Here is a 25,333-nt window from a genome sequence, read left to right as displayed (position 1 = left end):
TAAATCAATAACCTTGATTTGGAGAATAAATCAAAACTGTTTCCCGGGCGATACTGTTTTCCACTTACTCAAACGACGGAGACAGCATGAACGGTGCGGAACTGGTCGAACGCCTGCGAGCGCGACACAAGATCATTGCGCTGGGAATTCGCGCTTCGCGCACAACGGATGCGGTGCGCTGGGCCAAAGCGGCCGGCTACGACACGATCTGGGTCGATATGGAACACAGCTCGTTGCCGGTCGATACCGTGTCGCAACTGTGCTCATGCGCGGTCGACCTCGGCCTGATGCCGTGGGTGCGCGTGCCGGAACGCGACTACGGCACGATCAACCGCGTGCTGGACGGCGGCGCGCTCGGCATCATCGTGCCGCGTGTGGAAACCGCCGAGCAGGCGCGCGACGCGGTGATCGCCACGCGCTTTCCGCCGCTCGGCCAGCGCTCGCAACTGGCGACGCTGCCCTACGTCAACTTCGAAAAACTTCCCGCTCGCGAACTCAACCGCCGTCTCAATGACGCGACCGTGCTCAAGGTGCTGATCGAAAGCCGCGCCGGCGTCGAAGCGGCCGATGCGATCGCGGCGATCGAAGGCGTCGACGTGCTCGCGCTCGGTTGCAACGATCTCTCCGCCGATCTGGGCCATACCGGTGAATCGGCGCATCCAGAGGTCGTAGCTGCATGCCGCAAGGTGATCGCGGCGGCGCAGCGTCACGGCAAGGTGGTGATCGTGGGCGGCATGCCCGAGTGCGAGGCGCTCAATGAATTGCGCCGCGAGGGCGCCGCACCGTTTGTCTTTGCCGGCATCGACAGCGATGTTTATCTGGCGGCGCTGCGTGAACGCGTCGAACAGGCACGTCAACTTTAATTCGAACTTCCACTTTCAGATCATGGCAGAAACCCCGCTGATTTCCACGCCGATGCGTGACTATGAAACCCTGTCGCGCCCCTCGTTCACGATGCCGCCGCTTGCCTGCGACGCGCACATGCACGTGTTCGGTTCCGAAGACAAATATCCGAAGGTCGAGCATCCGCATTACACGCTGCCGGACGGTAAGCTCTCGCACTATCTGCAGATGATGAGCGTGCTGCACCTGAAGCGCTTCGTGATCGTGCAGCCGAGTTTTTACGGCACGGACAACCGCTGTCTGATCGACGCGCTGCACGTGGCGGGTTCGATCGCACGCGGTGTCGTGATGATCGAGGAGAACACGGACGCGGCCACGCTGGATAGCTTCCGTCAGTCCGGCGTTCGCGCGGTGCGTCTTGATCTGTTTGCGCGTTCCGGCCTGCCGACCGTCGAGATCCAGCAGTACATCACGCGCATGGCGCGCCTGTGCGCGAGCCTCGGCTGGCACGTGCAGTTCTATGCGCCGGGCTGGGTCGTGCGAAATCTGATTCCGTTTCTCGCTGACGTTCAAACCGATTTCGTCATCGATCACATGGGCTACATGCTCGAAGAAGACGGCCTCACGCAGGCGGATTTCGACCGTCTCCTCAGCTTGCTGAAGGACGGCAACTGCTGGCTTAAACTCAGTGCGCCGTATCGGATCGCCAAACATCGCGGCTATGAAGCCGTGGCGCCGATGGCCGAGGCGATCATCAAGGCGGCGCCGCAAAAAGTGATCTGGGGTTCGGACTGGCCGCACATTCCCGATTCGACGCGCGACACCGGCGAATTGCTGAATCTGCTCGGCGCATGGACCGACGATCCCGTGGTGCACAAGATGATTCTGTCCGACAACCCCGCACGCTTGTTCGACTACTGAGGCAATCCAACCACACTATGTCCTACCAACCCAACGCAGCGTTTGCCGGTCTCTTTCGCGCGTTCACGTCGGACCCGCAGAGCATTGGCATCCATCTGACGCAGCAGATGGCGCAGCTGCAGGCGGACGATCCAATGCTGGTGTCGACCGGCAGCGATATCGTGCTGTTTCCCGGCGCTGGGCGCGCGCCGTCGATCGAGAGTTTTCGCAAGTCGACGCGTGGCTTCATCGAGTTGACGGCGGTATCGCATTTGCCGCTGGCGCTGGCTTATCTTGCGCGAATGCGTGAACTGTCGCCGCACGACAATGCGTGGCAACGCGACGCGTCGAACCTGCGTAGTCATGCGGAGGCAACGCGCGCGGCGAACTCGCTGGAGTTGTGGCGCGATCAAGTCGCGGTCGCCAGCTTTGCGGGCCACGAGCAGAAGATCGCCGATCTCGTCGACTACACCTGCGGCGTGACGATCGATCTGCTCGATCGGATCGAGAAAGATCACTCGCTGCTGAGCTTCGAACGTCTGAACGAAGAGTACTTCGCCGCGCCGTCCACGAGTGCGTTGCCGGTGCCGATGAACGACGTGATGTTCGCGACTTTCGGGCTGGCGTTTCTCGACATCGTCTACCGCATCGGCAACTGGTTTCGCGCACAAGCAATCGACTGGAACCGTCTGATGTTCCTCGTCAGCGGACAGTCGGGCCGGCCGACCGCCGGTGTGAGCTGGGCGTCGAACAACATCTGCTATCTGGTGTGGTGCGCATCGGATCGTGTGCTGTTGCCGGAGCGCGTGCTCATCGCACCGCATGCACCGTCGTTCTCGGTCGCCGAATTGCCGGACGCCGCGGGCATGGCGGAATTGGAGCGCACCTATCGGGCGTTGTGGCTGAACACCCGTTCGAGTATCGATGTCGCGCGCTTGCTGTTTCCCGGGCAGCGGCCGTTTCACTTCGATCCGGTGCCGGCCGGCGGCATGCCGCCCATCACCTCGATCGACGACCGCGATGCGACCACGGCGCGCCTGCGCCGCATCATGGAAGATCCGACGCAACTGTTGTCGAACTGCGTTGCCGATTACATCGTCGATCAGTTGTACAGCAATGGCAATCAGCCGCAAAAGGTTGCGATTCCTGGCTTTACGAATGTGACTTTCCCGAGCGCCGTGCAGTCGTAACGACGGACGCCGGACTCATACCCGCGCGTAAGGGCAGCCGCGCGGGCCATAACAAAATGCCCTTGATGAAGGAGACAGGCTTCATGAATTCACTTGCACAAGAGCCGTCGGCGGGTCCACCGCTCAGCAACGTGCTGCGCATCACGCTGGTGTGCTTCGCGGTGTCGATGATCGACGGCTTCGACACGCTGATGCTGTCGTTCGTCGCGCCCTTGCTGGCGAAGTCGCTGCAGATCGATCACGCCACACTGGGCCGCGTGTTCGGCGCCGGTTTCATCGGCACCGTGCTCGGCTCGCTGATCATCGGCCCGCTGGCGGACCGTTTCGGCCGACGGCCGATGCTGCTGCTGGCGCTTGCCGTAACCGGCATTTTCACGCTGGGCTGTGCCTTTGCCACGTCGGCAACGATGCTGGCCGCGCTCCGGTTTATCGGCGGCCTCGGTATGGGCGGCGCCATTCCGCCGGTGGCGGCGATCACGGCCGAGAGCGGTTCGCCGCAACGCCGCTCGTCGCTGGTGATTCTGATGTTCATCGGCTTTCCACTTGGCGCGGTGGTGGGCGGTGCGATCACCGCGGCGTTGATGGTGCGTTTCGGCTGGCCCTTCGTGTTCCTGATGGGCGGCACGTTCGCCTTGCTCGCGATGATTCCGGTGCTGCTCGTGATTCCGGCGCAAACCTTGAGCCGCGCCGAACGGGTGGCAGCGCGGTTGCATGCGGCGCGCGGTCTGAGCGTGATCGGCGGCGTGTTTGCCGGCGGCCGGCTGCCGGCGACGCTGGCGCTGTGGTTCGGCGTGCTGTCGAGCATGATCCTGTCGGGCTTCCTGGTCAGCTTCATGCCGACCATTCTCAACATGAACGGCGTCGAACCGGGCCGCGCGGCGCTCGGTTCGGTCGTGCTCAATTTCGGCGCGATCGGCGGCGCGCTGGTGATTTCCACTCTGGTCGGCAAGCGCGGGCCGTTCGTGCCGGTGGCGATTTCCTTTCTGGGTGGCGCTGTGTTGACGGTGGCGTTAGGCCAGATCATCGGTGCGGGCAATGTCGCGCTTGCGATGCTGTTTGCCGTCGGCGGGTTTCTGGTCGGCGGGCAATTGACGTTTCCGGCGATTGCCAGCTATCTCTTTCCCGCTAACGTGCGGGCGGCCGGTGTCGGCTGGACGCTGGCAATCGGACGCATCGGTTCGATCGTCGGGCCGGTGGTCGGCGGCATCCTGCTGTCGCAGCATCTGTCGTTCGAAGCACTTTTCATGCTGGCGGCGATCCTCGCCGTAGGCGCGGCGCTCGGCATCATTCTCGCCAATGTGCTGCGGCCGCGTGAAACAGAGAGTGGCGCGGTCACGCCGACTGCGTCGTTTGCGATCACGAGTTCGGAGTTGGGAGAGGCGGGTCATGGCAAGAACTGAATTAGGCGCGGGTCTGCTCACCAGGCTGCAGGAGCTGCCGACCAGCGGCGCGCGCGCAGTCGAAGTCTTTACGACGGACGAGGGCACCTTTCTCGGCGTGCCGCAACTCGCGCGCGATGTGCCGGGTGAGGCGCCTTACATGAACGGCGGCGACAGCGACATCGAAGCACCGATCTACCGCTGGCAGGACGGCCGTTTCGTCGAGCATGAAGCGCTGCCCTTGCCCGGCGGCGAAGACCTCGAGTACTTCGAAATCGACGGCCGGCGTTTTCTCGCGGTGGCGGGCATTCGAACCGGCAAGGGGCCATACGATCTCGATACCGATGCAGTGCTGTATGAACGCATCGCCGGCGCATGGGTGCCATTGCAAAGCTTTCCGGTATTCGGGGCGAAGCAGTGGACGGCTTTCTCGTTCGACTCGCGTCATTTCCTCGGCTTGTCGCAAGGCGTGGTGGTCGACGGTGTCGAGCCGAAACATCCTCGCGAATCGTGCCTGTTCGAGTGGAATGGCGAGCGCTTTGTGCCGTTCCAGACTTTCAACGGACAGTGGGGCTACAACTTCGCGTTCGTGTCGTTCGGTGGCGAGCACTATCTCGCGTATGCGGACCACGTTAGCGGGTCGTCGGTGAATCGCTGGAACGGCGAGCAGTTTGTCCCGCTGCAAACGTTCGAGGAAAACGGCGGACGCGCGTTCCGGTTCTTCGAAGCCGACGGCGCGCTCTGGATGCTACACGCGAACCTGCTCAAACACACCACGCTGTATCGATTCGACGGCGCGCAATTCGTCGAGACGCAGATGCTGGGTGGCCCAGGCGGGCGCGAACTGTGCCTGATCGACGGAAAGGAGGGGCGCTATCTGGTGCGCGTGTGCTTTATCACCGGCACGCCGAAAGCACCGGTTGTCGTGCCGCAATCGGAGATTTTCCGCTGGCGCGATGGGTGCTTCGAACTGGTGGGCGATTTCGCGACATCCGCTGCGACCGACGCCGCCAGCTTCGTCGATGACGGTCAGCGCTATCTGGTAGTCAGCAACAGCCTGAGTGAAGAGATCCGCTTTCGCACTGATTCGACGTTATACCGGTTCAACGGTTAGCGCCTAAACGACATCCCCAGCGCCCGGCCTCCCGCCGGGCATTCCCGACAGGGAACAGATATCCCTTCTGCGAGGGAGGGCACCGTTTTGCCTTTTAAAAATAAAACCACTGGAGACGAGCAATGAAAAAGTTTGCCTTGAGCTTAAGCGCATCCGCTGTACTGGCATTGAGCATGAGCAGCCAGGTTGCGCACGCACAAAGCAGCGTGACGCTGTACGGCATTATCGATGCGGGCATTACCTACTTCAGCAACGTGAACGGCCATTCGAACTTCGTCGCCAACGACGGCTCGATCCAGTCGAATCGCTGGGGCCTGCGCGGTGTGGAAGACATCGGCGGCGGCACGCGGGTCGTCTTCGTGCTGGAGAACGGCTTCAATCTTTACTCGGGCACGATGGTGCAATCGGGCGTGCTGTTTAGCCGGCAGGCGTGGTTGGGCATCGAAAATTCAACGTACGGCCGGTTCACGCTCGGCAAGCAATACGACTTCTTCTGGGACAACCTCACGCAGTTTGCGATGGGGCAGGTCGCCGGTCAGTACTCGTGGCATCCGGGCGACTTCGATCACCTTGCGGGCACGCTGCATATCAATAACGCGATCAAGTACACGTCGCCGAACTACCTGGGATTGCAGGCAGGCGCGCTGTATGCATTTCCTTCGCAATCCGTATCAGCGGGAACGGGACGCGTGATTGCATTTGGGCTGCGTTATTCGAACGGTCCGTTGAACCTCGGCGCCGCGTACACCGATACGCATGATCTTGGGCTGAATGGGCCGAGCCAGGCCGGCACAACGTTCTTCCCCAATCTGCCTGCCACGCCTGTGCTGGCAAGCAGCGTCAGCAGCTTCGGTGTGGGCGGCAGCTATCGCTTCGGCAGGAGCCTGACGCGCTTGCTGTTCACCGATACGCACTTCCGCATCGGCCACGACAACGGCTCGATGCCGACCTATGAAGTGAACGAGGTGTTTCAACTCACCCCCGCCACGACGCTGATGGGCGGCTACTGGTACAGCAAGCTCGGCTCGCAGAAGTGGCAGAACGGCACACTCCTGCTCGATTACGCGCTGTCGAAGCGCACCGATGTGTATACGAGCGCGACTTATCTGCGCGCATCGGGCGGCGCGGCACCGGTGTTCCTCGGCGGCGGTGCGGCGCCGGTGTTTGCCAATGGCGTGTATGTCGGCACAGGTCAGTCGTCGACCGCGGTGCGGGTGGGGCTGCGCACACTGTTCTAGACCTGACGCGTTAGCAGCGATGGCGCGGCGTATTGGCCGAGGTTCATTTCAAACCGCCAGTTGGACCCGATCCGGAGTAAGCGCCAGGCGGTGGCGTTCTCCGGAGATCAGGAGACAAGCATGGATACCTATCACCAGCGCGTCATTCGATGGTTCATTGCAATAGCGATTCCACTGGTCATTCTCGGGTGCGGCGGGAGTGTTCACGACACAGCGCCCGCCGACCCCACTGTCGTCAAGACCCAGCAAGGGCAGGTTAAAGGCGTCACCGTCAACGGCGTGCGTGAGTTTCTCGGCTTGCGGTATGCGGCGCCGCCAACAGGCGCACTGCGCTGGAAACCTCCTGTAGTTGCCGCGGCCTACTCGACGAGCATGTACGACGCGTCGCACGTCGGCTCGTCGTGTGTACAGGGGACCGCGACGGCCCCGACCGGCAGTGAGGACTGTCTCTTCATCAACGTCTACGTCCCTGGCGCCACCGCAAGCACCACGGCGTTGCCTGTGCTGTTCTGGATTCACGGTGGCGGTTTCATCGTTGGCTCCGGGTCCGCGACGGATGGCAGCGCGCTTGCCCAGAAGGCGAACGCGATTGTGGTGACGATCAACTACCGTCTGAATGCGCTAGGCTTTCTGGCTCATCCGGCACTAGCCGCGGAAGATCCCAACGGCGCTTCCGGCGACTACGGCATCATGGACCAGACCGCCGCGCTTGCTTGGGTGCAGAAGAATATCGCTGCTTTCGGCGGCGATCCTGCCAACGTGACGATCTTCGGCGATTCGGCGGGCGGCCATTCGGTGTATGTGCAACTTGCTTCGCCCGGAGCGGCGGGTCTGTTTGCGAAGGCGGTCGCTATGAGCGGTGGCTTCAGCCGGCAGCAGGAGACCTTGCAGCAGGCCGAAACGGACGGCATTGGCTACGCCAAAACTTGGGGCTGCACGGACACCACCAGCGCCGCTTGCCTGCGCAATCTGCCGGCCTCCGCACTGCTGCAAGGCAACCCCGTGGCCTGGTATGCGACGATCGACGGCAAGGTACTGCCGAGTTCGACGAGCGCGGCATTTGCCAGTGGCCAGTACAACCGCGTGCCGGTGATATCCGGTTTCACCGAGGACGAAGGAACGTACTTCGTGGCGGCGGCATTCGACGCGCAGGGCAATCCCGTCACATCCGCGGGCTACGAAACGGCGATCCAGAATTTCCTCGGCGTGGCCGGTGCCCCCACCGCGGCGCTCTATCCGGCGAGCCAATTCACGTCGCCGAGCCAGGCACTGGCCAAAGCCACGGGCGACTACCTGTTCACCTGCAGCGAAATGCAGGACGCCGACAACCTCGCAAAGTATTCGCCTGCGGCTTACATGTACCGCTTTTCGGATCCCGCGCCATACAGCGTACATAGCCTGATTTCATTGCTGCCGCCCACCACCATGAATTACGGCGCCTTTCACTCATCGGACCTCGACTACTGGTGGCAACTGATCCCGAGCCCGACGGCGAACCAGGCAAGCCTGTCCACGGCGATGACAACCGCACTTGCAGGTTTCGCGCATTCCGGTAATCCGAATTCGGGCAGCACGGTGGCGAACTGGCCGTTGTACACATCGGCGACCCGGCAAACGCTCGACTTCGGTTATCCGGTCTCGAACACTTACGATGCGTACACCGCGCATCAGTGCGGTTACTGGTACGGCGAGGCGCCGTCGCACGGGCTGTAGCGTATTCAGGACGGCAGGGAAGAGCGCTGCCCGTGATACATGAGTGCACCAGGCGGATGCATCACGGGCAGCGCAAAACACTACTTACTGTTTGATCCGTTCTCCGAAAACCATTCCACAAAAGCTTGTTTGCGATTCCGTATCCAGGTCGCTAGATTCATTCATATCGCAATGAATCGACGGAGGCCGTATGGCCGCACTTTCAGCGACGCTCATCTGGGGCGGACTTCGGCATCCTGTGCGAAGCCTGCAGAAGCAATTGTCAAAACACGCACCTGTTACGTCTGAGCAATCCTCGGACGAGACGGCTGCCGTGACCTATACCTCCCAATCGCCCGAACGGCTCGAACGCATTGCGGCTTACGCGCGCTGCGGCTATTTCCATATGGAATACACCGCGGGCATGTTTGTCGTGCCGCTGGAGATCCCACGGGAATAACGCGCGGGGCGGCGGTGGCGTGGCAATTCCGCGGCGAACGGGCAGAGCAGGGGCGCTGCAAGCCGGAGCATCCGAACCGATGCTTCTTTAGAAATGAAAATTAATTGGTTCGGCTTCGGCTGACTCTCTTTCATAGTGTCTTCTGATGGCTATAGGCGGTTGCATTCGCAGATGGCTTAGACCCGCGCGTACTGATTCGCGCGATATCGACGGAGACATCATGACGCTTGAACTCGCAGAACGCCCCACGCTTGCATTGCTCGAAGCCGCTCGTGCGAAGGCCGCCGAAGCCGGCTTGCCCTATGCCGGAGGCCTGTCGCCACAGGATGCGTGGGCGCTCGTCCAGGCCGGCGACGCCGTGCTGGTGGACGTGCGCACCGCCGAAGAACGCAAATTCGTCGGACTCGTGCCGGACAGCCTGCATGTCGCGTGGGCGACGGGCACGAGCCTGACGCGCAATCCGCGCTTCGTGCGTGAACTGGAAGCGAAAACCGGCAAGGACGCCGTCGTGCTGCTGCTGTGCCGCAGCGGCAACCGCTCGGCACTGGCCGCCGAGGCCGCGGCGAAAGCCGGCTTCACGCAGGTATTCAATGTTCTGGAAGGCTTTGAAGGGGAACTGGACGGCACGCAACGGCGCGGCGCCAGCAATGGTTGGCGCTTTCATGGCCTGCCGTGGATTCAGGACTGACAGTCTGATCGTTCATGCTGCACTTTACGGGGAGTAACCGCTGTGGCTGTGTTTGATGTCGATGAGATTGTTCACGCGCTTCAGACGGTCCGCCAGCAATGGCGCGAAGTGCAGAAGCGCTCGCTCGAGCCGGGCGGGCGCGAATTGCCGGGGCGCGAAGCGCTCTCGGAGATCATTGAAACGCTGAAGGGCGTGCTTTTTCCGATGCGGCTCGGACCACCCGATCTGCGCCAGGAAAGCGAAAACTTCTACGTCGGGCACGCGCTCGACGCCGCGCTGCATGCGTTGCTGAGTCAGGCGCGTCTGGAATTTCATTACCGCAGCCGCCATCAACCGCCGCCCGCCGCCACGATCGAGGCGCAGGCCGGTATCGCCGTGCGCGCTTTCGCGGCGCGCTTGCCGGCGATCCGCAGCTTGCTCGATAGCGACGTACTAGCCGCGTTTCACGGTGACCCGGCGGCCGGCAGCGTGGATGAAGTTCTGCTGTGCTACCCCGGCGTGCTGGCGATGATCCACCATCGGCTCGCCCATGAGTTGTACGGGTTGGGACTGCCGCTGCTGGCGCGCATCATCGCCGAGCTCGCGCATGCGCAGACCGGTATCGACATTCATCCAGGCGCGCGGATCGGCGCGGGATTCTTCATCGATCATGGGACGGGTGTGGTGATCGGTGAAACGGCCATCATCGGCGAACGCGTTCGGCTCTATCAGGCGGTCACGCTGGGCGCGAAGCGCTTTCCGCGCGACGCGCAAGGACATCTGGAAAAGGGCCATGCACGGCATCCGATCGTCGAGGACGACGTCGTGATTTACGCGGGCGCCACCATTCTTGGACGCGTCACGCTCGGGCAGGGCGCGGTAATCGGCGGCAATGTGTGGGTCACGCAGGACGTCGCGCCCGGTTCACACGTGACGCAGGCCGTGTCGCGCAACGAAGGCACCGGCTCCGCCGCAGGCCGCGAACGGCCGCCGCGCGATCAGGCGACAGTCGCGGAGCCTGCCACGGCCGGGGCGGCTCGATGAGCGTGCTCGTCAGAGACTTCGGCGCCGCGGTGCGGCGCTTTCGTGAGGCGTCCGGCTGGTCGCAGGAGCAATTGGCCGAGCACGCCGGACTCAACCGGTCTTATGTCGGCGAGATCGAGCGCGGTTCCGCGATCGCGTCGATTGTCACGCTCGACAAGCTTGCCCGTGCTTTCAACGTGCCGGTCGAACGCCTGCTCAGTCATTCGTCCGATGGCGTGAGCGTTGCCGCTCGCCCGCATTCCGCACTCATCGATCCTGCATCTGCCCGTTAGACCGCTGCTTTGCCGTCTATAGCATGTTGAACGGCCAGGGGCGTCTTCCCATAATCAGTTTCGTTCATAAGCTTTCCTGTTTTTCTTCTATCAATCCTGGAGCTTCAGATGACAGCAACAGTCGGCGGCCTGACGGCGCTCGGCGATACCGCAGCACGGCAACTAGCCAATGCCACCAAAACCGTTCCGCAACTCGCCACGATCACGCCGCGCTGGCTCACGCATCTGCTGCAATGGCTGCCGGTCGAGGCAGGTATCTATCGTCTGAACCAGGTGAAGAATCCTGAAGCCGTCAAAGCGGCCTGCACCGCGCGCGAAGATGAAAGCATCCTGCCGCGCACATTCGTGCCGTACGAAGAGCAACCGCGCGAGTACTTCCTGAATGCGGTCAGCACGGTGCTCGACGTGCACACGCGAATCTCGGATCTGTACAGCAGCCCGCACGACCAGATCAAGGAACAGCTGCGCCTCACGATCGAAACGATCAAGGAGTTGCAGGAAAGCCAGCTGATCAACAACCCGGATTACGGCCTGCTCGCAAATGTCGCCGAAGAGCAGCGCGTGTTTCCGCTGACCGGTGCGCCGACGCCCGACGATCTCGACGAGTTGCTGACCAAGGTATGGAAAGAGCCGGCGTTCTTCCTGACGCATCCGCTCGCGATTGCCGCCTTCGGTCGTGAATGCACGCGCCGTGGCGTGCCGCCACCGACGGTCAGCCTGTTCGGCTCGCAGTTCCTGACGTGGCGCGGCATTCCGCTGATTCCGTCGGACAAGGTGCCGGTTGCCGACGGCAAGACCAAGATCCTGTTGCTGCGCGTGGGCGACAAGCGCCAGGGCGTGGTCGGTCTGTTCCAGCCGGGCGTGGCCGGCGAACAGGGTCCGGGGTTGTCGGTGCGCTTCATGGGCATCAACAATCATGCGATCGCGTCGTATCTGATCTCGCTCTATTGCTCGCTCGCGGTGCATTCGCCGGACGCGCTGGCAGTTCTCGATGACGTGGAGATCGGCAAGTACCATGACTACCCAGACACCTACAAGTAAGCCCATGGATAGCGTCCTGCCGCACGATGTGCCGACGGGTCCGCCCGCGGGTTTGCCTGACCCGGCGACGTTGGCGTCGCTAGCCAATGCGTTCTTCTCTGCGCTGCCTGGCAACGCGCCGCAGGTAGGCGGTGCACCCGACGTGGCCGCCACTCTGCCGTTCACGGCGCCTGTGACCGGCGAGATCAGCAACCCGGCTCCGGCCGGTTCGCCGCTCGCGGGTCCCGGCGGCGCGGGCACGGGTGTGCCCGGTGCAGCGTTGCCGCAGGGGCATGTGCCGGGAGGCAACCTGTTGCCTTCAGCGCCGACGCATGTTCTGTCGTTGGGGAATCGCGCGCCTGCGTTGGCTCCCCATGCCGTTGCGCAGAACGGCTTGCCGGATAGCGCGGTGACCGTTGCGCCCGCACTCGATCCGCGCTTTGGCGGAGCGGCGCTAGGCGTGCCTGAAGCACATGGTGCGCAGCGTCCGTCCGCGGGTGGTGCAGCGCCTGCGTCGCCTTACTATTTCCTCGGCGAAACGGCGCAAGCCCGGACGTCGACGGTGTCTTCGCCGGATATCGTCGTGCCGGGTTGGAATGAAGTCAGCGCGCAATCGCTTGGACTCCCTGGTGTCGATCAGCCGCTCGCCGAGCAGCGCTTCCCGTACGACAGGCCGGCAGCATCGCAAGCGGCGTCGGGTGTCGCACCGGCGCAGCACACCGCCGGTTCGCACTATTTCCTGAATCTGAATGAGGGATCGCAGTTTCCCGGGCACTCTTCCGCTAAGACGGATGGCGTGCCGCATGCCGGGCCGTCAGCGCATCCGCCGTTCGATGTGAATGCGATCCGCCGGGACTTTCCGATTCTGCAGGAACGTGTGAACGGCCGTCAGTTGGTGTGGTTCGACAATGCCGCGACCACGCACAAACCCCAGGCGGTGATCGATCGGCTTGCGTATTTCTACGCGCATGAAAACTCGAATATCCATCGGGCCGCCCATGCACTGGCCGGCCGCGCCACGGATGCGTACGAAGCCGCACGCAGCAAGGTGCAGCGTTTTATCGGCGCGGCCTCGCCGGAGGAAATCATCTTTGTGCGCGGCACCACTGAAGCGATCAATCTGATCGCGAAGACGTGGGGCGTGCAGAACGTTGGCGAGGGTGACGAGATCATCGTCTCGCACCTGGAGCATCACGCCAACATCGTGCCGTGGCAGCAGCTTGCCGCCCAAACCGGTGCCAAGCTGCGCGTGATTCCGGTCGACGACAGTGGCCAGGTTCTGCTCGACGAATATCGGCGCCTCCTCAATGACCGGACGAAGATTGTGTCGGTGACGCAGGTGTCGAACGCGTTGGGCACCGTGGTGCCGGTGAAGGAGATCGTCGAGCTCGCGCATCGTGCAGGTGCGAAGGCGCTGGTCGACGGTGCTCAGTCTGTGTCGCACATGCGGGTAGATGTGCGGGCGCTCGACGCGGATTTCTTCGTGTTCTCCGGTCACAAGGTGTTCGGTCCGACCGGCATCGGCGTGGTCTACGGCAAGCGCGCGATTCTGGAAGATATGCCGCCTTGGCAGGGTGGCGGCAATATGATCGCGGACGTTACCTTCGAGCGCACCGTATTCCAGCCTCCGCCGAATCGTTTCGAAGCGGGCACGGGCAATATCGCTGATGCAGTGGGTCTGGGCGCTGCGATCGACTACGTTCAGCGCGTAGGCATCGAGAATATCGCGCGCTATGAACACGATCTGCTGGCGTATGCGACGAGCGTGCTGCGGCCCGTGCCGGGCGTGCGCCTGATTGGCACGGCGCGCGACAAGGCCAGCGTGTTGTCGTTTGTGTTGCAGGGCTACGAGACCGAGGAAGTCGGGCAGGCGCTGAACGAAGAGGGCATCGCTGTGCGCTCGGGGCATCATTGTGCGCAGCCGATCTTGCGGCGCTTTGGCGTGGAAGCCACGGTGAGACCGTCGCTTGCGTTCTATAACACCTGCGATGAAGTCGATGCGCTGGTGTCGGTTGTGCGTCGGCTGTCTTCGCGACGCTAATGAAAAACGGCGGCCGTTTATTGCGGCCGCCGCTTTCCTTCGCCTGCATTCAGGCAATCCCTGCCAGATAATCCCACGGATAAATTCCTTGCGCGTGTCCGTCGCTGAACGCGATCTGCACGCCGTAGCCCATCGGCTGCATGTCGACAATCGCGAGGTGCGACTCGATTCGCGTCGTCTTGCCCGAATGCGTCAAGCGACGGCATGTTGAGCAAGGGCACCGTTCTCTCAGTGTGGCGTTGTCGATCCACTTCGTTTGGCCATCACGCCACGTTAGGGACAGTCGCCCCGTCGCGGTATGAATCGTTACGTGTTCGGGCGCGTTCATCAGTGAGCCTTTTCAATTTGCGCCAGCGCTATGCGTGCGGCCTTGCGGACTTCCGGGTCGGGATCGGTTGCGGCTGTGTGCAAGGCCGGCAACGACGCTGTGTCGCCCAGTTCGCCGAGCGACAAGGCCGCTTCCTTGCGCAGATTGCTGATTGCATGCGTGAGCAGTGCGGCCACTGCTGCGTTCGCGGTTGCATTTGCATCGCCGAGTTTGCCTAACGCGCGGACTGCCTGGAGACGGACTTGCCAGTAGTCGTCATCGAGCGCCGCGATCAATGCACCCTGTGCGCTCGACGCGCGCAGTTTGCCGAGCGTGGCCGCAGCTTCTTCACGGACCTGCCACGCGGCATCGAGCAACGCGCTCAGCAACGCGGCGATGGTTTCATCCGTCGCTGCTGCGCTGATACCCAACGCGCCGATTGCCGCGCGTCGCACGGCGGCGCTCGCATCCTGCGCGGCGATGGCGGTAAGAGGACCCAGCGCGCGTTCGCTTTTCAACCAACCAAGCACGCTCACGGCTTCGAGTCGCACACCATCCTCGCTTGCGCTCAACGCGGCCAGCGCGGGTTCCAATGCGCCCGTATAGCGCAATTCGCGCAGACCGCGAAGCGCAGCCTGACGCACGAACGCATCGCTATGCGTGGTCCAAGGCGCGAGTAAAGGTCCGGATTCTGGGTCCTTCAGATTGGACAGACTCTGCGCGGCTGCGTCGCGGACATTTTCAGCACGATCTGCCAGCGCTTCGCATAGCGCCTCAACCGCGTCGGTGCGCTCCCATGCACCGAGCACTTCGGCGGCCTGAGCCCGAACGTCCGATGACGTGTCGGTGCGTAACGCGGCGACAATCGGTCCGAGTACGGCTTCGTCTTCGAGATCGGCGAGCGCAAGGAGGGCGATGCGGCGCACGGCGGCGTCCGCGGACGCGAGGCGCGGCAGGAGTGCGGCGGCTTCCGGATCGAGGGAGTCGGGGTCGAACGTCAGCGGAAGCGAAATATCGGTCATGAGTTGAGTGGTGTCTGGAGTGAATTAGCGCAGCAGATAAGGAATGTCGACCCTGACCGCGTCGGTCGGGCAATCCTTCTCGCACGGCATGCAGTACCAGCATTCGTCGAACTTCATGTACGCCTTGCCTTTGCTCAGGTCGATCGCGAGCAGGTCGAGCGGGCATACATCCACGCAGACCGTGCAGCCTTTATCGGCGATGCATTTGTCTTCGTCGATCGTGACCGGCGCGGCGCTGCGCTGGAAAATGTTGTGCGGTGTCGTAGACATGGTGGCTCCTCAAGCGTCGGCCAGCGCGGGCTCGCCGATGCGCAGGTTCTGATAGGCGTGACTCTCATGGTCGTCGAGTGGCACCACGTACGGTTCGACGGCGCGTTTTTCGCTGACCATGCGACCCGCTGCGTCTTTCTTCAGATGCGTGTGGCAGAACCACTCCGCGTCGTTACGCTGCGGATAGTCGACGCGATGGTGGTACAGGCCCCAGCGGCTTTCCGTGCGATACAGCGACGCGTGTGCCGCCATTTCGGCGCAATCGCGAATCGCCCGTACTTCCGCGGCGCGCATCAGTTCGTGCGGATTGTCGGCTTTGATCTGGTCGATATCGGTGGCGATTTCAGCGAACCGTTGCAGGCCGATTTCCATCTTGCGCGTGACCTTCGGCGGCTGAAGATAGTCGTTCACCATGCGGCGCAGCTTGTATTCGACCTGAGCCGGCGCAAGTCCTGTCTCGCGTTCGAGCGGCGCATAGATTCGCGCCCGTTCGGCTTCTATCTGCTCGCTATCGAGCGCCGCAAGCTCACGATCCTCGACGTATTGCGCCGCGTTTTGCCCCGCGAACCAGCCGTAGGTGAACGCACCGAGCATGTAGTTGTGCGGTACCGCGGCCATGTCGCCTGCGGCGTAGAGACCGGCGACCGTGGTTTCCGCGCGCTCGTTCACATAGACGCCGGAAGCGCTATGGCCGCTGCAAAAGCCGATCTCCGAGATGTGCATCTCGATCATCTGCTGCCGGTAATCGGTGCCGCGTCCCGCATGAAAGCGTCCCCGGCTCGGGCGCTCATTCGTGTGCAGAATCTGCTCGATGGTTTGAATGGTTTCTTCGGCAAGATGGTCGAGCTTCAGAAATACCGGCCCGTTACCGCTTTGGAGTTCCTGATAGAACTCCCACATCATCTGGCCGCTCCAGTAATCGCATTCGATAAAACGTTCGCCCTTGCCGTTGGCGGTGAAGCCGCCGAGGGGGCCCGTCACATAGGCGCAGGCGGGGCCGTTGTAGTCCTTGATCAGAGGGTTGATCTGGAAGCACTCGAGGTTCGCTAGCGCTGCACCAGCGTGATAAGCCATCGCGTAGCCGTCGCCGGCGTTGGTGGGGTTCTCGTAGGTGCCCATCAGATAGCCCGAGGACGGCAAACCGAGCCGTCCTGCCGCCCCGCAGCTGAGAATGACGGCCTTCGCGCGCACCACGTAGAAATCCGCCGTACGGCAATCGAAGCCCAACACGCCGCAAGCGCGCCCTTGTGCATCGGTCAGAACGCGCGTGACAACGATGCGATTGGTGATCGCAATGCGCGCGCGTTTGAGTTGCCGGTAGAGCACTTTCTTGATGTCATGGCCTTCCGGCATCGGCAGAACGTAGGAGCCCATGTGATGCACTTTCTTGACCGCATAGTCACCTGTGCCATCTTTTTCGAACTTCACGCCCCAGCGATCGAGTTCTTCGATGGTCTTGAAACTGTGCTGGGCGTAGGCGTAGACGGCGGCCTGATCGACGATGCCGTCGTTGGCGATGGTGATTTCCTTGGTGTACTGCTCGGGCGTGGCGTGGCCCGGGATGATGGCGTTATTCAACCCGTCCATGCCCATCGAAATCGCGCCGCTGCGTTTCACGTTGGCCTTTTCCAGTAGCAGTACCTTCAGATTCGGATTCTGTTCTTTTGCTTTGACGGCAGCCATCGGACCGGCGGTGCCACCTCCCACGACGACCAGGTCGTACTCGATCACGTGCGTATTCATTTCGTCTTCCTTGTGGTCTTCTTCTCTTTCTGGCGGTCGATGCGAAAGCGGTACTGAAACGCGTCGCCGCGGAAATAGAGGTATTCGTAATCGATCGGTGTGCCGTCCGCGCTATGCGTCAGACGTTCGATGCGCAGCACCGGGCTGCCTTCTTCGACGTTCAATGCTTCGACGATTTCATCGTCGGCGAGAATCGCGTCGATGGAGACGTCGGCGTGGCCGAGCGGCACCGCGCAGTCGTTCTCGAGAATCAGGAAAATGTCGCGCGTGACGAGGTCCGCGTTTGAGAGGCGTTTGCCCAATGCTTCCGGCACCCACGTGATTTCGAGCGACACTGGCTCGCGATTGAGCATCCGCACGCGCTGGATTTCCGCGACCTTCGCGCCCTCGGGCAGTTGAAGCCGGCTTGCAATGTGCGTGGTGGCAGGAATGAAGCGGATATGTTTGAGCTGGTTGACGATCTCATAGCCCATCGACGACATCGCTTCGGCGAAGCCTTGCAACACACTGACGTTCTGGAAGGCCTTCGGCTTGGAGACAAACGTGCCCTTGCCGTGCAGTTTGAAAACGAGGCCTTCTTTTTGCAGATCGCCGAGCGCTTGCCGAACGGTAATACGGCTGACGTTGAACATCGCGCAGAGGTCGTTTTCAGACGGCATCTGCGAATGGGCCGCATACGTGCCGTCGAGAATGCGCGAGCGCAGAGCAGTCTTTATCTGCTCATAGAGCGGCGGGACGGAAAGAGGCAGCACGTTGGCCGGGTTGGGTTTCTGCATGATCTGTGGGTTGTCTGTACTTGTTATGACAAGTTGCATCACAGTCTAGTGAGGGAGCCCGGAGGGGCGAACGAAGATTTTGTGCTTTGCATTTCTGCGGAACAGCTTTTGGTGTGTCCGATAGCGCCGGAGCCCCGGTGCAGCGTGTTCGGCGGGCGGTTACCGAGTGGTGGGCGGGCGCAAGCAGCGTCGGCGAAGGACGATTAAACTGGCCCGACCTGTTTGCGATGGAGCTTGCTACATGTCACGTCAGCTTCGCCTCGGCGCCTTCATGCGTCCGACGACAATACACACCGGCGCATGGCGCTATCCCGGCGCTTATCCCGACGCCAACTTCAATTTTGCGCACCTGAAACGCTTCGCCCAGACGCTCGAGCGCGGCCGTTTCGACGCCTTCTTCATGGCGGATCACCTCGCGGTGCTCAACATGCCGCTGGACGCGCTCAAGCATAGCCATACGGTTACGTCGTTCGAACCGTTGACGCTGCTGCCCGCGCTGGCGGCGGTCACGGAACGGCTGGGGCTTATCGCCACAGCGTCCACTACGTTCGATGCGCCGTATCACGTCGCGAGGCGGTTTGCCTCGCTCGACCATATCAGCGGCGGCCGCGCCGGATGGAATCTCGTGACCACATCGAACCCCGATGCCGCGCTCAATTTCGGTCTCGACGAGCACGTCGAACACGACGAGCGGTACCGGCGTGCCCGTGAGTTCTTCGACGTGGTGACCGGGCTCTGGGACAGTTGGGCAGACGATGCCTTTATCCGCGATACCGAAACCGGCACCTTCTTCGATCCGGAGAAACTGCATGTGCTGAACTACAAGAGCGAGAACTTCTCGGTGCGCGGCCCGTTGAATATTGCGCGCCCCGTTCAGGGATGGCCCGTCATCGTGCAGGCCGGATCGTCGGAAGCAGGGCGCCAGATTGCTGCCGAAACCGCCGAGGTGGTGTTCACCGCGCAAACTCTCCTCGCTGACGGCAAGCGCTTTTATGCCGATGTGAAAGGCCGCATGGAAAAACTCGGCCGAGAACTCGATCATATGAAAATACTTCCGGCCGCCTTCGTGGTCGTCGGCGACACCCTGGAAGAGGCACTGGAAACACGGGCGCGGCTCGATACGTTCGTGCACTACGAGAGCGGCATCGCGTCGTTGTCGATTGCATTGGGGCATGACGTGTCCGGATTCGATCCGGACGGCCCGTTGCCCGAGATTCCCGAAACCAATGCGAGCCGGACAGCGCGGCAGCGGGTGGTCGAATGGGCGCAGCGCGACGGGCTGACGATTCGGCAACTCGCTCAACGCATCGGCGGATACTCGGGGCTCGAGATGGTGGGTACGGCGAAAATGATTGCCGATCAGATGGAGCAATGGCTGGTGGAAGAGGGCTTGGACGGGTTCAACGTGATGTTCCCGTATCTGCCGGGCGGCCTCGACGACTTCGTGGACAAGGTCATTCCCGAATTGCAGAAGCGCGGCTTGTTCCGGCGCGAATACGAAGGCGCGACGCTGCGCGAGAATCTGGGTTTGCCACGGCCTGAGAACCGCTTTTTCGCTCGCGTGAAATAACCGGACTACAAATTGGCTTACTTCACGGCGCGTTTACGCGCCGAAGTAACGCCCGGAATCTCAATCGCGTGTTCGCCGGTCCGAGTATGCAGCGTGTTGAAAAAGAGCGCTTACGCGGTAGCGGCCGCTTCCCGTGGATGCAGGTGGCGACTGACAGGCCGTCGCAACCGGAAGTGTTCGCGCAGCGTGCTGCCCTCGTAGTCGGTACGGAAAAGACCACGTTGTTGCAAAAGCGGAACCACACCGTCGGCGAAGTCCTGCAAGCCGCCCGGCAGAACATCCGGCATCAGATTGAAACCGTCGGCAGCGCCGCCTTTGAACCAGTGTTCGATATCGTCGGCGATCTGTTCCGGCGTACCGACCACGACACGATGTCCGCCGCCGCCCGCAAGCGCGCGGATCAATTGCCGCGCCGTGTATCCGTGGGTCCGCGCCTGTGCGAGCGTGGCGTTGAAGAACGTGTGATTGCCATTGCCGTTGCCGGGCAATGAGAGATCGTCCGGCAGGCGCTCGTCGAGTTTCAACCGGTCGACGCTAATGCCCAAGATGCCCGCCAGTCGGGTGAGGCTATAGGTCCATGGAATCAGATCGACCAGTTCATCGCGGCGGCGCAGGGCCTCGGCTTCGGTTGCGCCGATTATGGTGGTGAGTCCGGGTAGCACGCGAATTGCGTTGTTGCCACGTCCCCACGCCGCGGCGCGAGACTTCAGTTCGCGCGCGTAGGCGGCGGCTTCGTCGAATGATTGCGATGCTGAGAACACGGCTTCCGCGTGCCGTGCCGCGAGTTCGCGTCCGTCAGCTGATCCGCCTGCCTGAATCAGCACGGGGTGCCCCTGTGCACTACGCGGCAAGTTGAACGGACCATCGACACTGAAGTATTTGCCGCGATGGTCGATGCGATGCACCTTCGTGGTGTCGATGAAGCGGCCGCTCGCCTTGTCGCCGATAAAGGCGTCGTCTTCCCAGCTATCCCACAGCGCCTTCACCACCTCCGTGAATTCGGCTGCGCGCTCGTAGCGTTGCGCATGATCCGGCACCGCCTCGCGGCCGAAATTGCGGGCTGAGCCGAGATCGGCGGTCGTCACGATGTTCCAGCCGGCGCGACCCGCACTGAGCTGATCGAGCGTGGCGAAGCGCCGCGCGATGTTGTACGGCTCGTTATAGCTCGTCGATGCCGTGCCGATTACGCCGATATGCGTCGTGGCCGCAGCAATGCCGGCGAGCAACACGGTCGGCTCCAACGCGGTGATCGGGCGGAAGTCAATCTGATCGGCAATCGAGGCGTTATCCGCGAGAAACACGGCATCGAATTTCGCCGCCTCGGCAATCTGCGCCACACGAACGTAGTGGGCGATATCGACGAAGGCGCGCGGATCAGCTTCGGGCGTACGCCATGCGGAAGGGACAAAGCCGGAGTGGAGGATATTGACGTTCAGATGAAGCTGGCGCGGCGGGTCGGTTCTCATGGTCTTTTCGAATGCGGAAGCAGCCAGCAACGAACGGACGAACGCTCTGACCGATTTGCCCATTGTCGAATAGCGGATCGTTCGAGACCACGAAGGAATTCTGGCATCGATATGCCGGCGAAGACTAAGCGCAGGGCTACGGCGCTCTCTGGTCGCGGTTCGCCATGCGCGACGCTTTGCATATCAGAACAAATTGGTTTTCCGCGAGTCCCGCCCAGGCAGACAATCGTTTCTGGGTGACGGTAAGCAATGCGTCCCGTTTGCCGCATTTGTCGAGCCCACCAGAGAACAATGAAACGTTCGCCTCGCTCAATTCGGGTATATGAAGGCCGCCATTAACTTGACCCGTTCACCGCATCCCGATCGTATGGAAAAGCTTCCGCGTTCAAGCGAGCCGATCCTGACTGCCTCCACGCTCACGAAGCGTTTTGGTGCAACCGTCGCGCTATCCAACCTCGATTTCTCGATCCATCCCGGCGAAGTCGTCGCGTTGATGGGCGCCAACGGCGCGGGCAAGTCGACGCTCGTCAAGATCTTAAGCGGCGTGTATGCGCCCGATGGCGGGACCTTGACGCTGCTGGGCAAGCCGTATCGACCGGCTTCGCCCCAAGCCGCTAAACAACTCGGCATTGCCACGGTGCATCAGTCGATTGCAGACGCGGTTGTACCGGCACTGTCGATTGCGGACAACCTGCTGCTCGACCGCTTATGCGATCCGGCGTCGCCCTGGCGCGTGCCGCCGGCGGCGCGCCGTGAGGCTGCGAGGCCGCTTGCCGAACGCGTCGGGCTGGATGTCGATCTGTCGGCGCCGCTCGGGTCGCTCTCGCTCGCGAGTCAGCAGCTCGTGACACTGGCGCGCGCGCTGGCTTCGCGCCCCAAGCTACTGATTCTCGATGAGCCCACCGCCAGTCTGTCTGCTGTAGAAGCGGAGCGGCTGTTCCAGCGCGTCGAGCCATTACGCGAGGAGGGCGTCGCTATCCTGTTGGTCTCACATCGGCTGGGTGATCTGCGGCGCATGGCGGATCGGGTAGCGATCGTGCGCGACGGACATCTCGTCGCCGATCTGCACCCGCCAATCGATTTCGACGCTGCCGTCGAGACGATGATTGGACGGCCTCTGCCACAAGCTCGAACTCAGGATGAGAAAGACGCAGCCTCGCTCGAACCCTGTTTCAGCGTGCGCGATTTTCAACTGACGCCGACAAGCCGCTCATTCGACCTCGACGTCCAGCGCGGCGAGATCGTCGCGGTAGCAGGGCCGGTGGGTGGCGGCAAATCGCGTTTCGCAAGAGCGATTTTCGGTGCGGCACATGCGAGCAGTGGTCGGATGGTGCTCGACGGCAAGCCATGGCGTCCTCGTTCACCGGCCGATTCGATTCGCGCGGGCGTGTTCCTCGCCGGCGAGGATCGTTGGCGCACCTCGTTGTTTCCCGACAGCGTGCCGTTCGCATCGATTGCGGGGACGCTCAGCTTTCCGTTCCTGTCGAACTGGTTCAGGCGCGGCGTGGTACGCGAAGCCGCAGAGCGCGATGCCGCGACCGACGCGATCAGAACCTTTGGCATTCGCTGCACCGGCCCCGACGATCGCCTGACGCGTTTATCCGGCGGCAATCAGCAGAAAGTCGTTCTCGCGCGTTGGCATGTCGAACGCGCGCGCTTGTTGCTGCTCGACGAACCGTTTCAGGGCGTCGACGCTGGCGCGCGCGCCGATATCGTCGATACCTTGCGGCGCCATGCTCATGAACGCGCGACGATCGTATTCGTCAGCGATCTCGAAGAGGCCCTGGAGATTGCTGATCGCGTCGTACGGTTCGATCGAGCGACGCTCGAGCGCCCAACTGTTCAACCCATCCATGACGCGAGCTCTGAACTTCATTCATGAAACACCTTACCCCTTCTATTCCCGGCGACGTGGCATCCGACCAACGGACGCAGTCAGCATGGCGTAGTTTGCGCGATCACCTGGAGCGCACCGGCATCCTGCTCGTGCTGGCGATTCTGATTGCCGTGTTCGCCATCAGGGAACCCGCCTTTCTGAACATCGACAATCTGTTCAGCATTCTCCAGGCTGTATCGATCGTGGCGTTGCTTGGCATTGGCGTGACGATCACGTTGGCTGCGGGTGGCTTCGATCTCTCGGTGGGCAGCGTGGCTGCTTCGGCGCAGATGGCGGCGAGCTATGTGCTGATCGTCTGGCATGGCAGCGCGCTGGCGGCCGTGGCCGCGTGTGTCGCGCTGGGCATCGCGGCTGGCCTGTTCAATGGCTTGTTGATTACGCGGCTGCGGGTGCCGGACCAATTGGCGACGCTCGGCACTCTGTTCCTGCTGGCCGGTCTGCAACTGATCCCGACGGGCGGCCGCTCGCTTGCAACCGGAACCGTGTTGCCCGATGGCACGGAGGCGAGCGGAGTATTCTCGGACGCGTTTCTGGCGTTAGGACGTCTGCGTCTTTTCGATGTCGTGCCATTGCCTGTTCTGATTCTCATTGCGTTAACGGTGCTCGCCTGCGTCGTCATGGAGACGACGCGCTGGGGACGCGTGATCTACGCGATCGGCGGCAATGAGACGGCCGCGCGGCTGGCGGGTGCGCCTACGGCCCGCTACCGGATCGCGGCCTATGTCGCCTCGGGGGCGATTGCGTCGTTGGGCGGCGTGCTGATCGCCGCGCGTGTCGGGCGAGGCGATGTCAGCGCCGGACACTCCCTGCTGCTCGACGCCGTGGCGGCTGCGCTGATGGGTTATGCAGTGTGGGGCGCGAAGCGGCCCAACGTGTTCGGCACCGTAGTAGGCGCGGTGTTTGTCGGTGTGCTCCTGAACGGCCTGACCATGCTGAATGCGCCTTACTACATGCAGGATTTCATCAAGGGTGTGCTGCTGGTTCTCGCGCTGGCGTTTACGTTCAGTGTTGGACGGCCTGCGGACTCACGCGGCTGAGGTCACCGGACCGCCGAAATGTCGTTTGCCATCCGAAGGAATATCGATTGCCGAATCGTTCAGTTTGCGCATGCGGTGTCCGCTGATAGATTGAGCGAACAGTCATTCAAGCGGAGATTCCCATGGCAGAGTTTGGCGAAGCGGCTTCATCGAATATTCGCGACGAGAGTAGACATGCGGTCCGTGTGATCGCCGATGACGCGCAGGCCATTGCTGTTGCGCACGAGCTTGCAGGCCGCCTCGCGCAAGGCGCTGCCGCACGCGATACCGAACGCCGCTTGCCCCACGAGGAGATCGAGTGGTTCTCGCAATCCGGGCTATGGGCCATCACGGTACCGAAGGCTTACGGCGGAGCGGCCGTGTCGTTCGTTACGTTGACTGAAGTCATCAAGATCATTGCAGCAGCGGATCCGTCGCTCGGGCAGCTACCGCAGAATCACTTCGGCCTGGTCGACGTGATCGCGCTAACCGGCTCGGAGGAGCAGAAGAAATACTTCTTCGCGCAGGTGCTGGGCGGCAAGCGTTTCGGCAACGGCTTCTCGGAGAAGGGCACAAAGAACGTTCTCGATCTGAAGACGAGCGTGACGCGGGATGGCGGCGATTACGTCGTACAGGGCACCAAATTCTATTCGACCGGCGCGCTGTTCGCCGACTTCGTCCCCGTGCTGGGTCTCGATAGCGAACGCAAAGGCTGGCTCGCTTACATTCCGAAGGGCACGCCAGGGCTGACTGTGATCGACGACTGGTCGGGCTTCGGTCAACGCACTACGGCAAGCGGCACAGTTGTGTTGGAAAGCGTACGCGTGCCGGCCTCGCATGTGTTGCCGGCACATCGTGTGTCCGATTTTCCAACGCTCAACGGCCCGATTTCGCAGATCATCCAGGCCGCCATCGACGCTGGCATCGCGAAGGCGGCGCTCGACGACACGCTGACGTTCGTGCGCTCGCGCTCGCGGCCGTGGATCGACAGCGGGGTCGAGCGTGCGAGTGACGATCCGCTGACCGTGCGGGAGATCGGTCATTTGCATATCCAGTTGCACGCCGCCGAGGCCTTGCTCGAACGCGCCGCGCGCGTGATCGACGAGATCGCAGCGAAGCGGGAAACGACCGAGGACGACGTGGCACGCGCATCGGTTGCGGTGGGCGAAGCGAAAGTGTTGACGACGGAAATCGCCTTGCTGGCAGGCGAAAAACTGTTCGAGCTCGCCGGTACCCAGTCGACGCTCGGTGAACACAATCTCGACAGGCACTGGCGCAACGCACGCGTCCATACGCTGCATGATCCGGTGCGCTGGAAGTATCACCTGGTCGGTAACTACTATCTGAACGGCGTCAAGCCGGCACGTCATCCCTGGAATTAACGCCAGGCGCAATCCTTAACCGAA

Annotated in this window: 23 protein-coding genes; 17 read left to right on the top strand and 6 right to left on the bottom strand. The window is 62.1% G+C overall.

Features of this window, described 5'->3' with window-relative positions; genetic code table 11:
* Positions 1–86 precede the first annotated feature (86 nt).
* The 13 genes from M0D68_RS24070 (at position 87) to M0D68_RS24010 (ending at position 13,860) form a co-directional block, all read left to right on the top strand.
* A complete protein-coding gene (locus M0D68_RS24070) occupies positions 87–863 on the top strand; it encodes an HpcH/HpaI aldolase/citrate lyase family protein (RefSeq protein WP_093632348.1) in 777 nt (258 codons plus the stop codon).
* Between the two features lie 22 nt (positions 864–885).
* A complete protein-coding gene (locus tag M0D68_RS24065) occupies positions 886–1,764 on the top strand; it encodes an amidohydrolase (RefSeq protein WP_093632748.1) in 879 nt (292 codons plus the stop codon).
* A gap of 17 nt (positions 1,765–1,781) precedes the next feature.
* Positions 1,782–2,933: a DUF5624 domain-containing protein gene (locus tag M0D68_RS24060; protein ID WP_266225590.1), complete on the top strand. Its 1,152-nt coding sequence runs from the start codon at positions 1,782–1,784 to the stop codon at positions 2,931–2,933.
* An 83-nt stretch (positions 2,934–3,016) separates the two neighbouring features.
* Entirely contained in the window at positions 3,017–4,333 is a 1,317-nt protein-coding gene (locus M0D68_RS24055; protein WP_200618608.1) for an MFS transporter, read from the top strand.
* Positions 4,320–5,426: a hypothetical protein gene (locus M0D68_RS24050; RefSeq protein ID WP_266225588.1), complete on the top strand. Its 1,107-nt coding sequence runs from the start codon at positions 4,320–4,322 to the stop codon at positions 5,424–5,426. Before M0D68_RS24055 ends, M0D68_RS24050 begins: the two co-directional genes overlap by 14 nt.
* Before the next feature lie 122 nt (positions 5,427–5,548).
* Positions 5,549–6,664, top strand: a complete 1,116-nt coding sequence (locus M0D68_RS24045) for a porin (protein ID WP_200618606.1) — start codon at positions 5,549–5,551, stop codon at positions 6,662–6,664.
* A gap of 120 nt (positions 6,665–6,784) precedes the next feature.
* Positions 6,785–8,377, top strand: coding sequence for a carboxylesterase/lipase family protein (locus M0D68_RS24040; protein ID WP_266225587.1), 1,593 nt, complete (start codon positions 6,785–6,787; stop codon positions 8,375–8,377).
* A 190-nt stretch (positions 8,378–8,567) separates the two neighbouring features.
* Complete coding sequence (locus M0D68_RS24035; RefSeq protein WP_200618604.1) at positions 8,568–8,816, top strand: hypothetical protein; 249 nt, start codon at positions 8,568–8,570, stop codon at positions 8,814–8,816.
* Positions 8,817–9,036: 220 nt separating this feature from the next.
* Positions 9,037–9,504 carry a rhodanese-like domain-containing protein gene (locus M0D68_RS24030; RefSeq protein WP_093632362.1) on the top strand — a complete coding sequence of 156 codons (468 nt, stop codon included), beginning with the start codon at positions 9,037–9,039 and terminating at the stop codon, positions 9,502–9,504.
* Positions 9,505–9,546: 42 nt separating this feature from the next.
* Entirely contained in the window at positions 9,547–10,527 is a 981-nt protein-coding gene (epsC, locus tag M0D68_RS24025; RefSeq protein ID WP_200658807.1) for a serine O-acetyltransferase EpsC, read from the top strand.
* Positions 10,524–10,799, top strand: coding sequence for a helix-turn-helix domain-containing protein (locus tag M0D68_RS24020; protein ID WP_093632366.1), 276 nt, complete (start codon positions 10,524–10,526; stop codon positions 10,797–10,799). Before epsC ends, M0D68_RS24020 begins: the two co-directional genes overlap by 4 nt.
* A 108-nt stretch (positions 10,800–10,907) precedes the next feature.
* Positions 10,908–11,840, top strand: coding sequence for a family 2A encapsulin nanocompartment shell protein (locus tag M0D68_RS24015; RefSeq protein WP_054040017.1), 933 nt, complete (start codon positions 10,908–10,910; stop codon positions 11,838–11,840).
* On the top strand, positions 11,815–13,860 hold the full coding sequence (locus M0D68_RS24010) for a family 2A encapsulin nanocompartment cargo protein cysteine desulfurase (RefSeq protein WP_266225584.1): 2,046 nt from the start codon (positions 11,815–11,817) through the stop codon (positions 13,858–13,860). The genes M0D68_RS24015 and M0D68_RS24010 overlap by 26 nt, the downstream gene beginning before the upstream one ends.
* 49 nt (positions 13,861–13,909) lie before the next feature.
* Here the strand turns inward: M0D68_RS24010 and M0D68_RS24005 are convergent, their stop codons facing one another.
* Genes M0D68_RS24005 through M0D68_RS23985 form a run of 5 tightly spaced genes read right to left on the bottom strand, consistent with a single transcriptional unit; the run spans position 13,910 to position 17,978 of the window.
* Positions 13,910–14,188 carry a DUF971 domain-containing protein gene (locus M0D68_RS24005; protein ID WP_266225582.1) on the bottom strand — a complete coding sequence of 93 codons (279 nt, stop codon included), beginning with the start codon at positions 14,186–14,188 and terminating at the stop codon, positions 13,910–13,912.
* On the bottom strand, positions 14,188–15,189 hold the full coding sequence (locus M0D68_RS24000; protein ID WP_266211642.1) for a HEAT repeat domain-containing protein: 1,002 nt from the start codon (positions 15,187–15,189) through the stop codon (positions 14,188–14,190). The genes M0D68_RS24005 and M0D68_RS24000 overlap by 1 nt, the downstream gene beginning before the upstream one ends.
* 24 nt (positions 15,190–15,213) lie before the next feature.
* Positions 15,214–15,459 (bottom strand): ferredoxin family protein, encoded by a 246-nt coding sequence (locus M0D68_RS23995; protein WP_054040025.1) that lies wholly within the window; start codon positions 15,457–15,459, stop codon positions 15,214–15,216.
* A 9-nt stretch (positions 15,460–15,468) separates the two neighbouring features.
* On the bottom strand, positions 15,469–17,202 hold the full coding sequence (locus M0D68_RS23990) for a fumarate reductase/succinate dehydrogenase flavoprotein subunit (protein WP_266211641.1): 1,734 nt from the start codon (positions 17,200–17,202) through the stop codon (positions 15,469–15,471).
* Positions 17,199–17,978: a GntR family transcriptional regulator gene (locus M0D68_RS23985; protein ID WP_266225580.1), complete on the bottom strand. Its 780-nt coding sequence runs from the start codon at positions 17,976–17,978 to the stop codon at positions 17,199–17,201. Before M0D68_RS23985 ends, M0D68_RS23990 begins: the two co-directional genes overlap by 4 nt.
* A gap of 241 nt (positions 17,979–18,219) precedes the next feature.
* On the opposite strand from M0D68_RS23985, the gene M0D68_RS23980 reads away from it, so the two are divergent.
* Positions 18,220–19,548 (top strand): LLM class flavin-dependent oxidoreductase, encoded by a 1,329-nt coding sequence (locus tag M0D68_RS23980; protein WP_266225578.1) that lies wholly within the window; start codon positions 18,220–18,222, stop codon positions 19,546–19,548.
* A gap of 110 nt (positions 19,549–19,658) precedes the next feature.
* Here the strand turns inward: M0D68_RS23980 and M0D68_RS23975 are convergent, their stop codons facing one another.
* Entirely contained in the window at positions 19,659–21,014 is a 1,356-nt protein-coding gene (locus M0D68_RS23975; RefSeq protein ID WP_200654409.1) for an LLM class flavin-dependent oxidoreductase, read from the bottom strand.
* A 367-nt stretch (positions 21,015–21,381) separates the two neighbouring features.
* Here M0D68_RS23975 and M0D68_RS23970 point away from each other — a divergent pair, with 367 nt between their 5' ends.
* From M0D68_RS23970 to M0D68_RS23960, 3 genes are all read left to right on the top strand, one after another.
* Positions 21,382–22,896 carry a sugar ABC transporter ATP-binding protein gene (locus M0D68_RS23970; RefSeq protein WP_266225577.1) on the top strand — a complete coding sequence of 505 codons (1,515 nt, stop codon included), beginning with the start codon at positions 21,382–21,384 and terminating at the stop codon, positions 22,894–22,896.
* On the top strand, positions 22,893–23,948 hold the full coding sequence (locus M0D68_RS23965; protein WP_266225576.1) for an ABC transporter permease: 1,056 nt from the start codon (positions 22,893–22,895) through the stop codon (positions 23,946–23,948). Before M0D68_RS23970 ends, M0D68_RS23965 begins: the two co-directional genes overlap by 4 nt.
* A 122-nt stretch (positions 23,949–24,070) precedes the next feature.
* Positions 24,071–25,309 carry an SfnB family sulfur acquisition oxidoreductase gene (locus M0D68_RS23960; RefSeq protein WP_266225574.1) on the top strand — a complete coding sequence of 413 codons (1,239 nt, stop codon included), beginning with the start codon at positions 24,071–24,073 and terminating at the stop codon, positions 25,307–25,309.
* Positions 25,310–25,333: the final 24 nt, after the last annotated feature.

This window comes from Paraburkholderia sp. SEWSISQ10-3 4 (assembly GCF_030464785.1).
GTDB lineage: Bacteria > Pseudomonadota > Gammaproteobacteria > Burkholderiales > Burkholderiaceae > Paraburkholderia > Paraburkholderia aspalathi.
The sequence above is the reverse complement of the archived record's forward strand: the minus strand, read 5'-3'. Positions and strand labels throughout refer to the sequence as shown.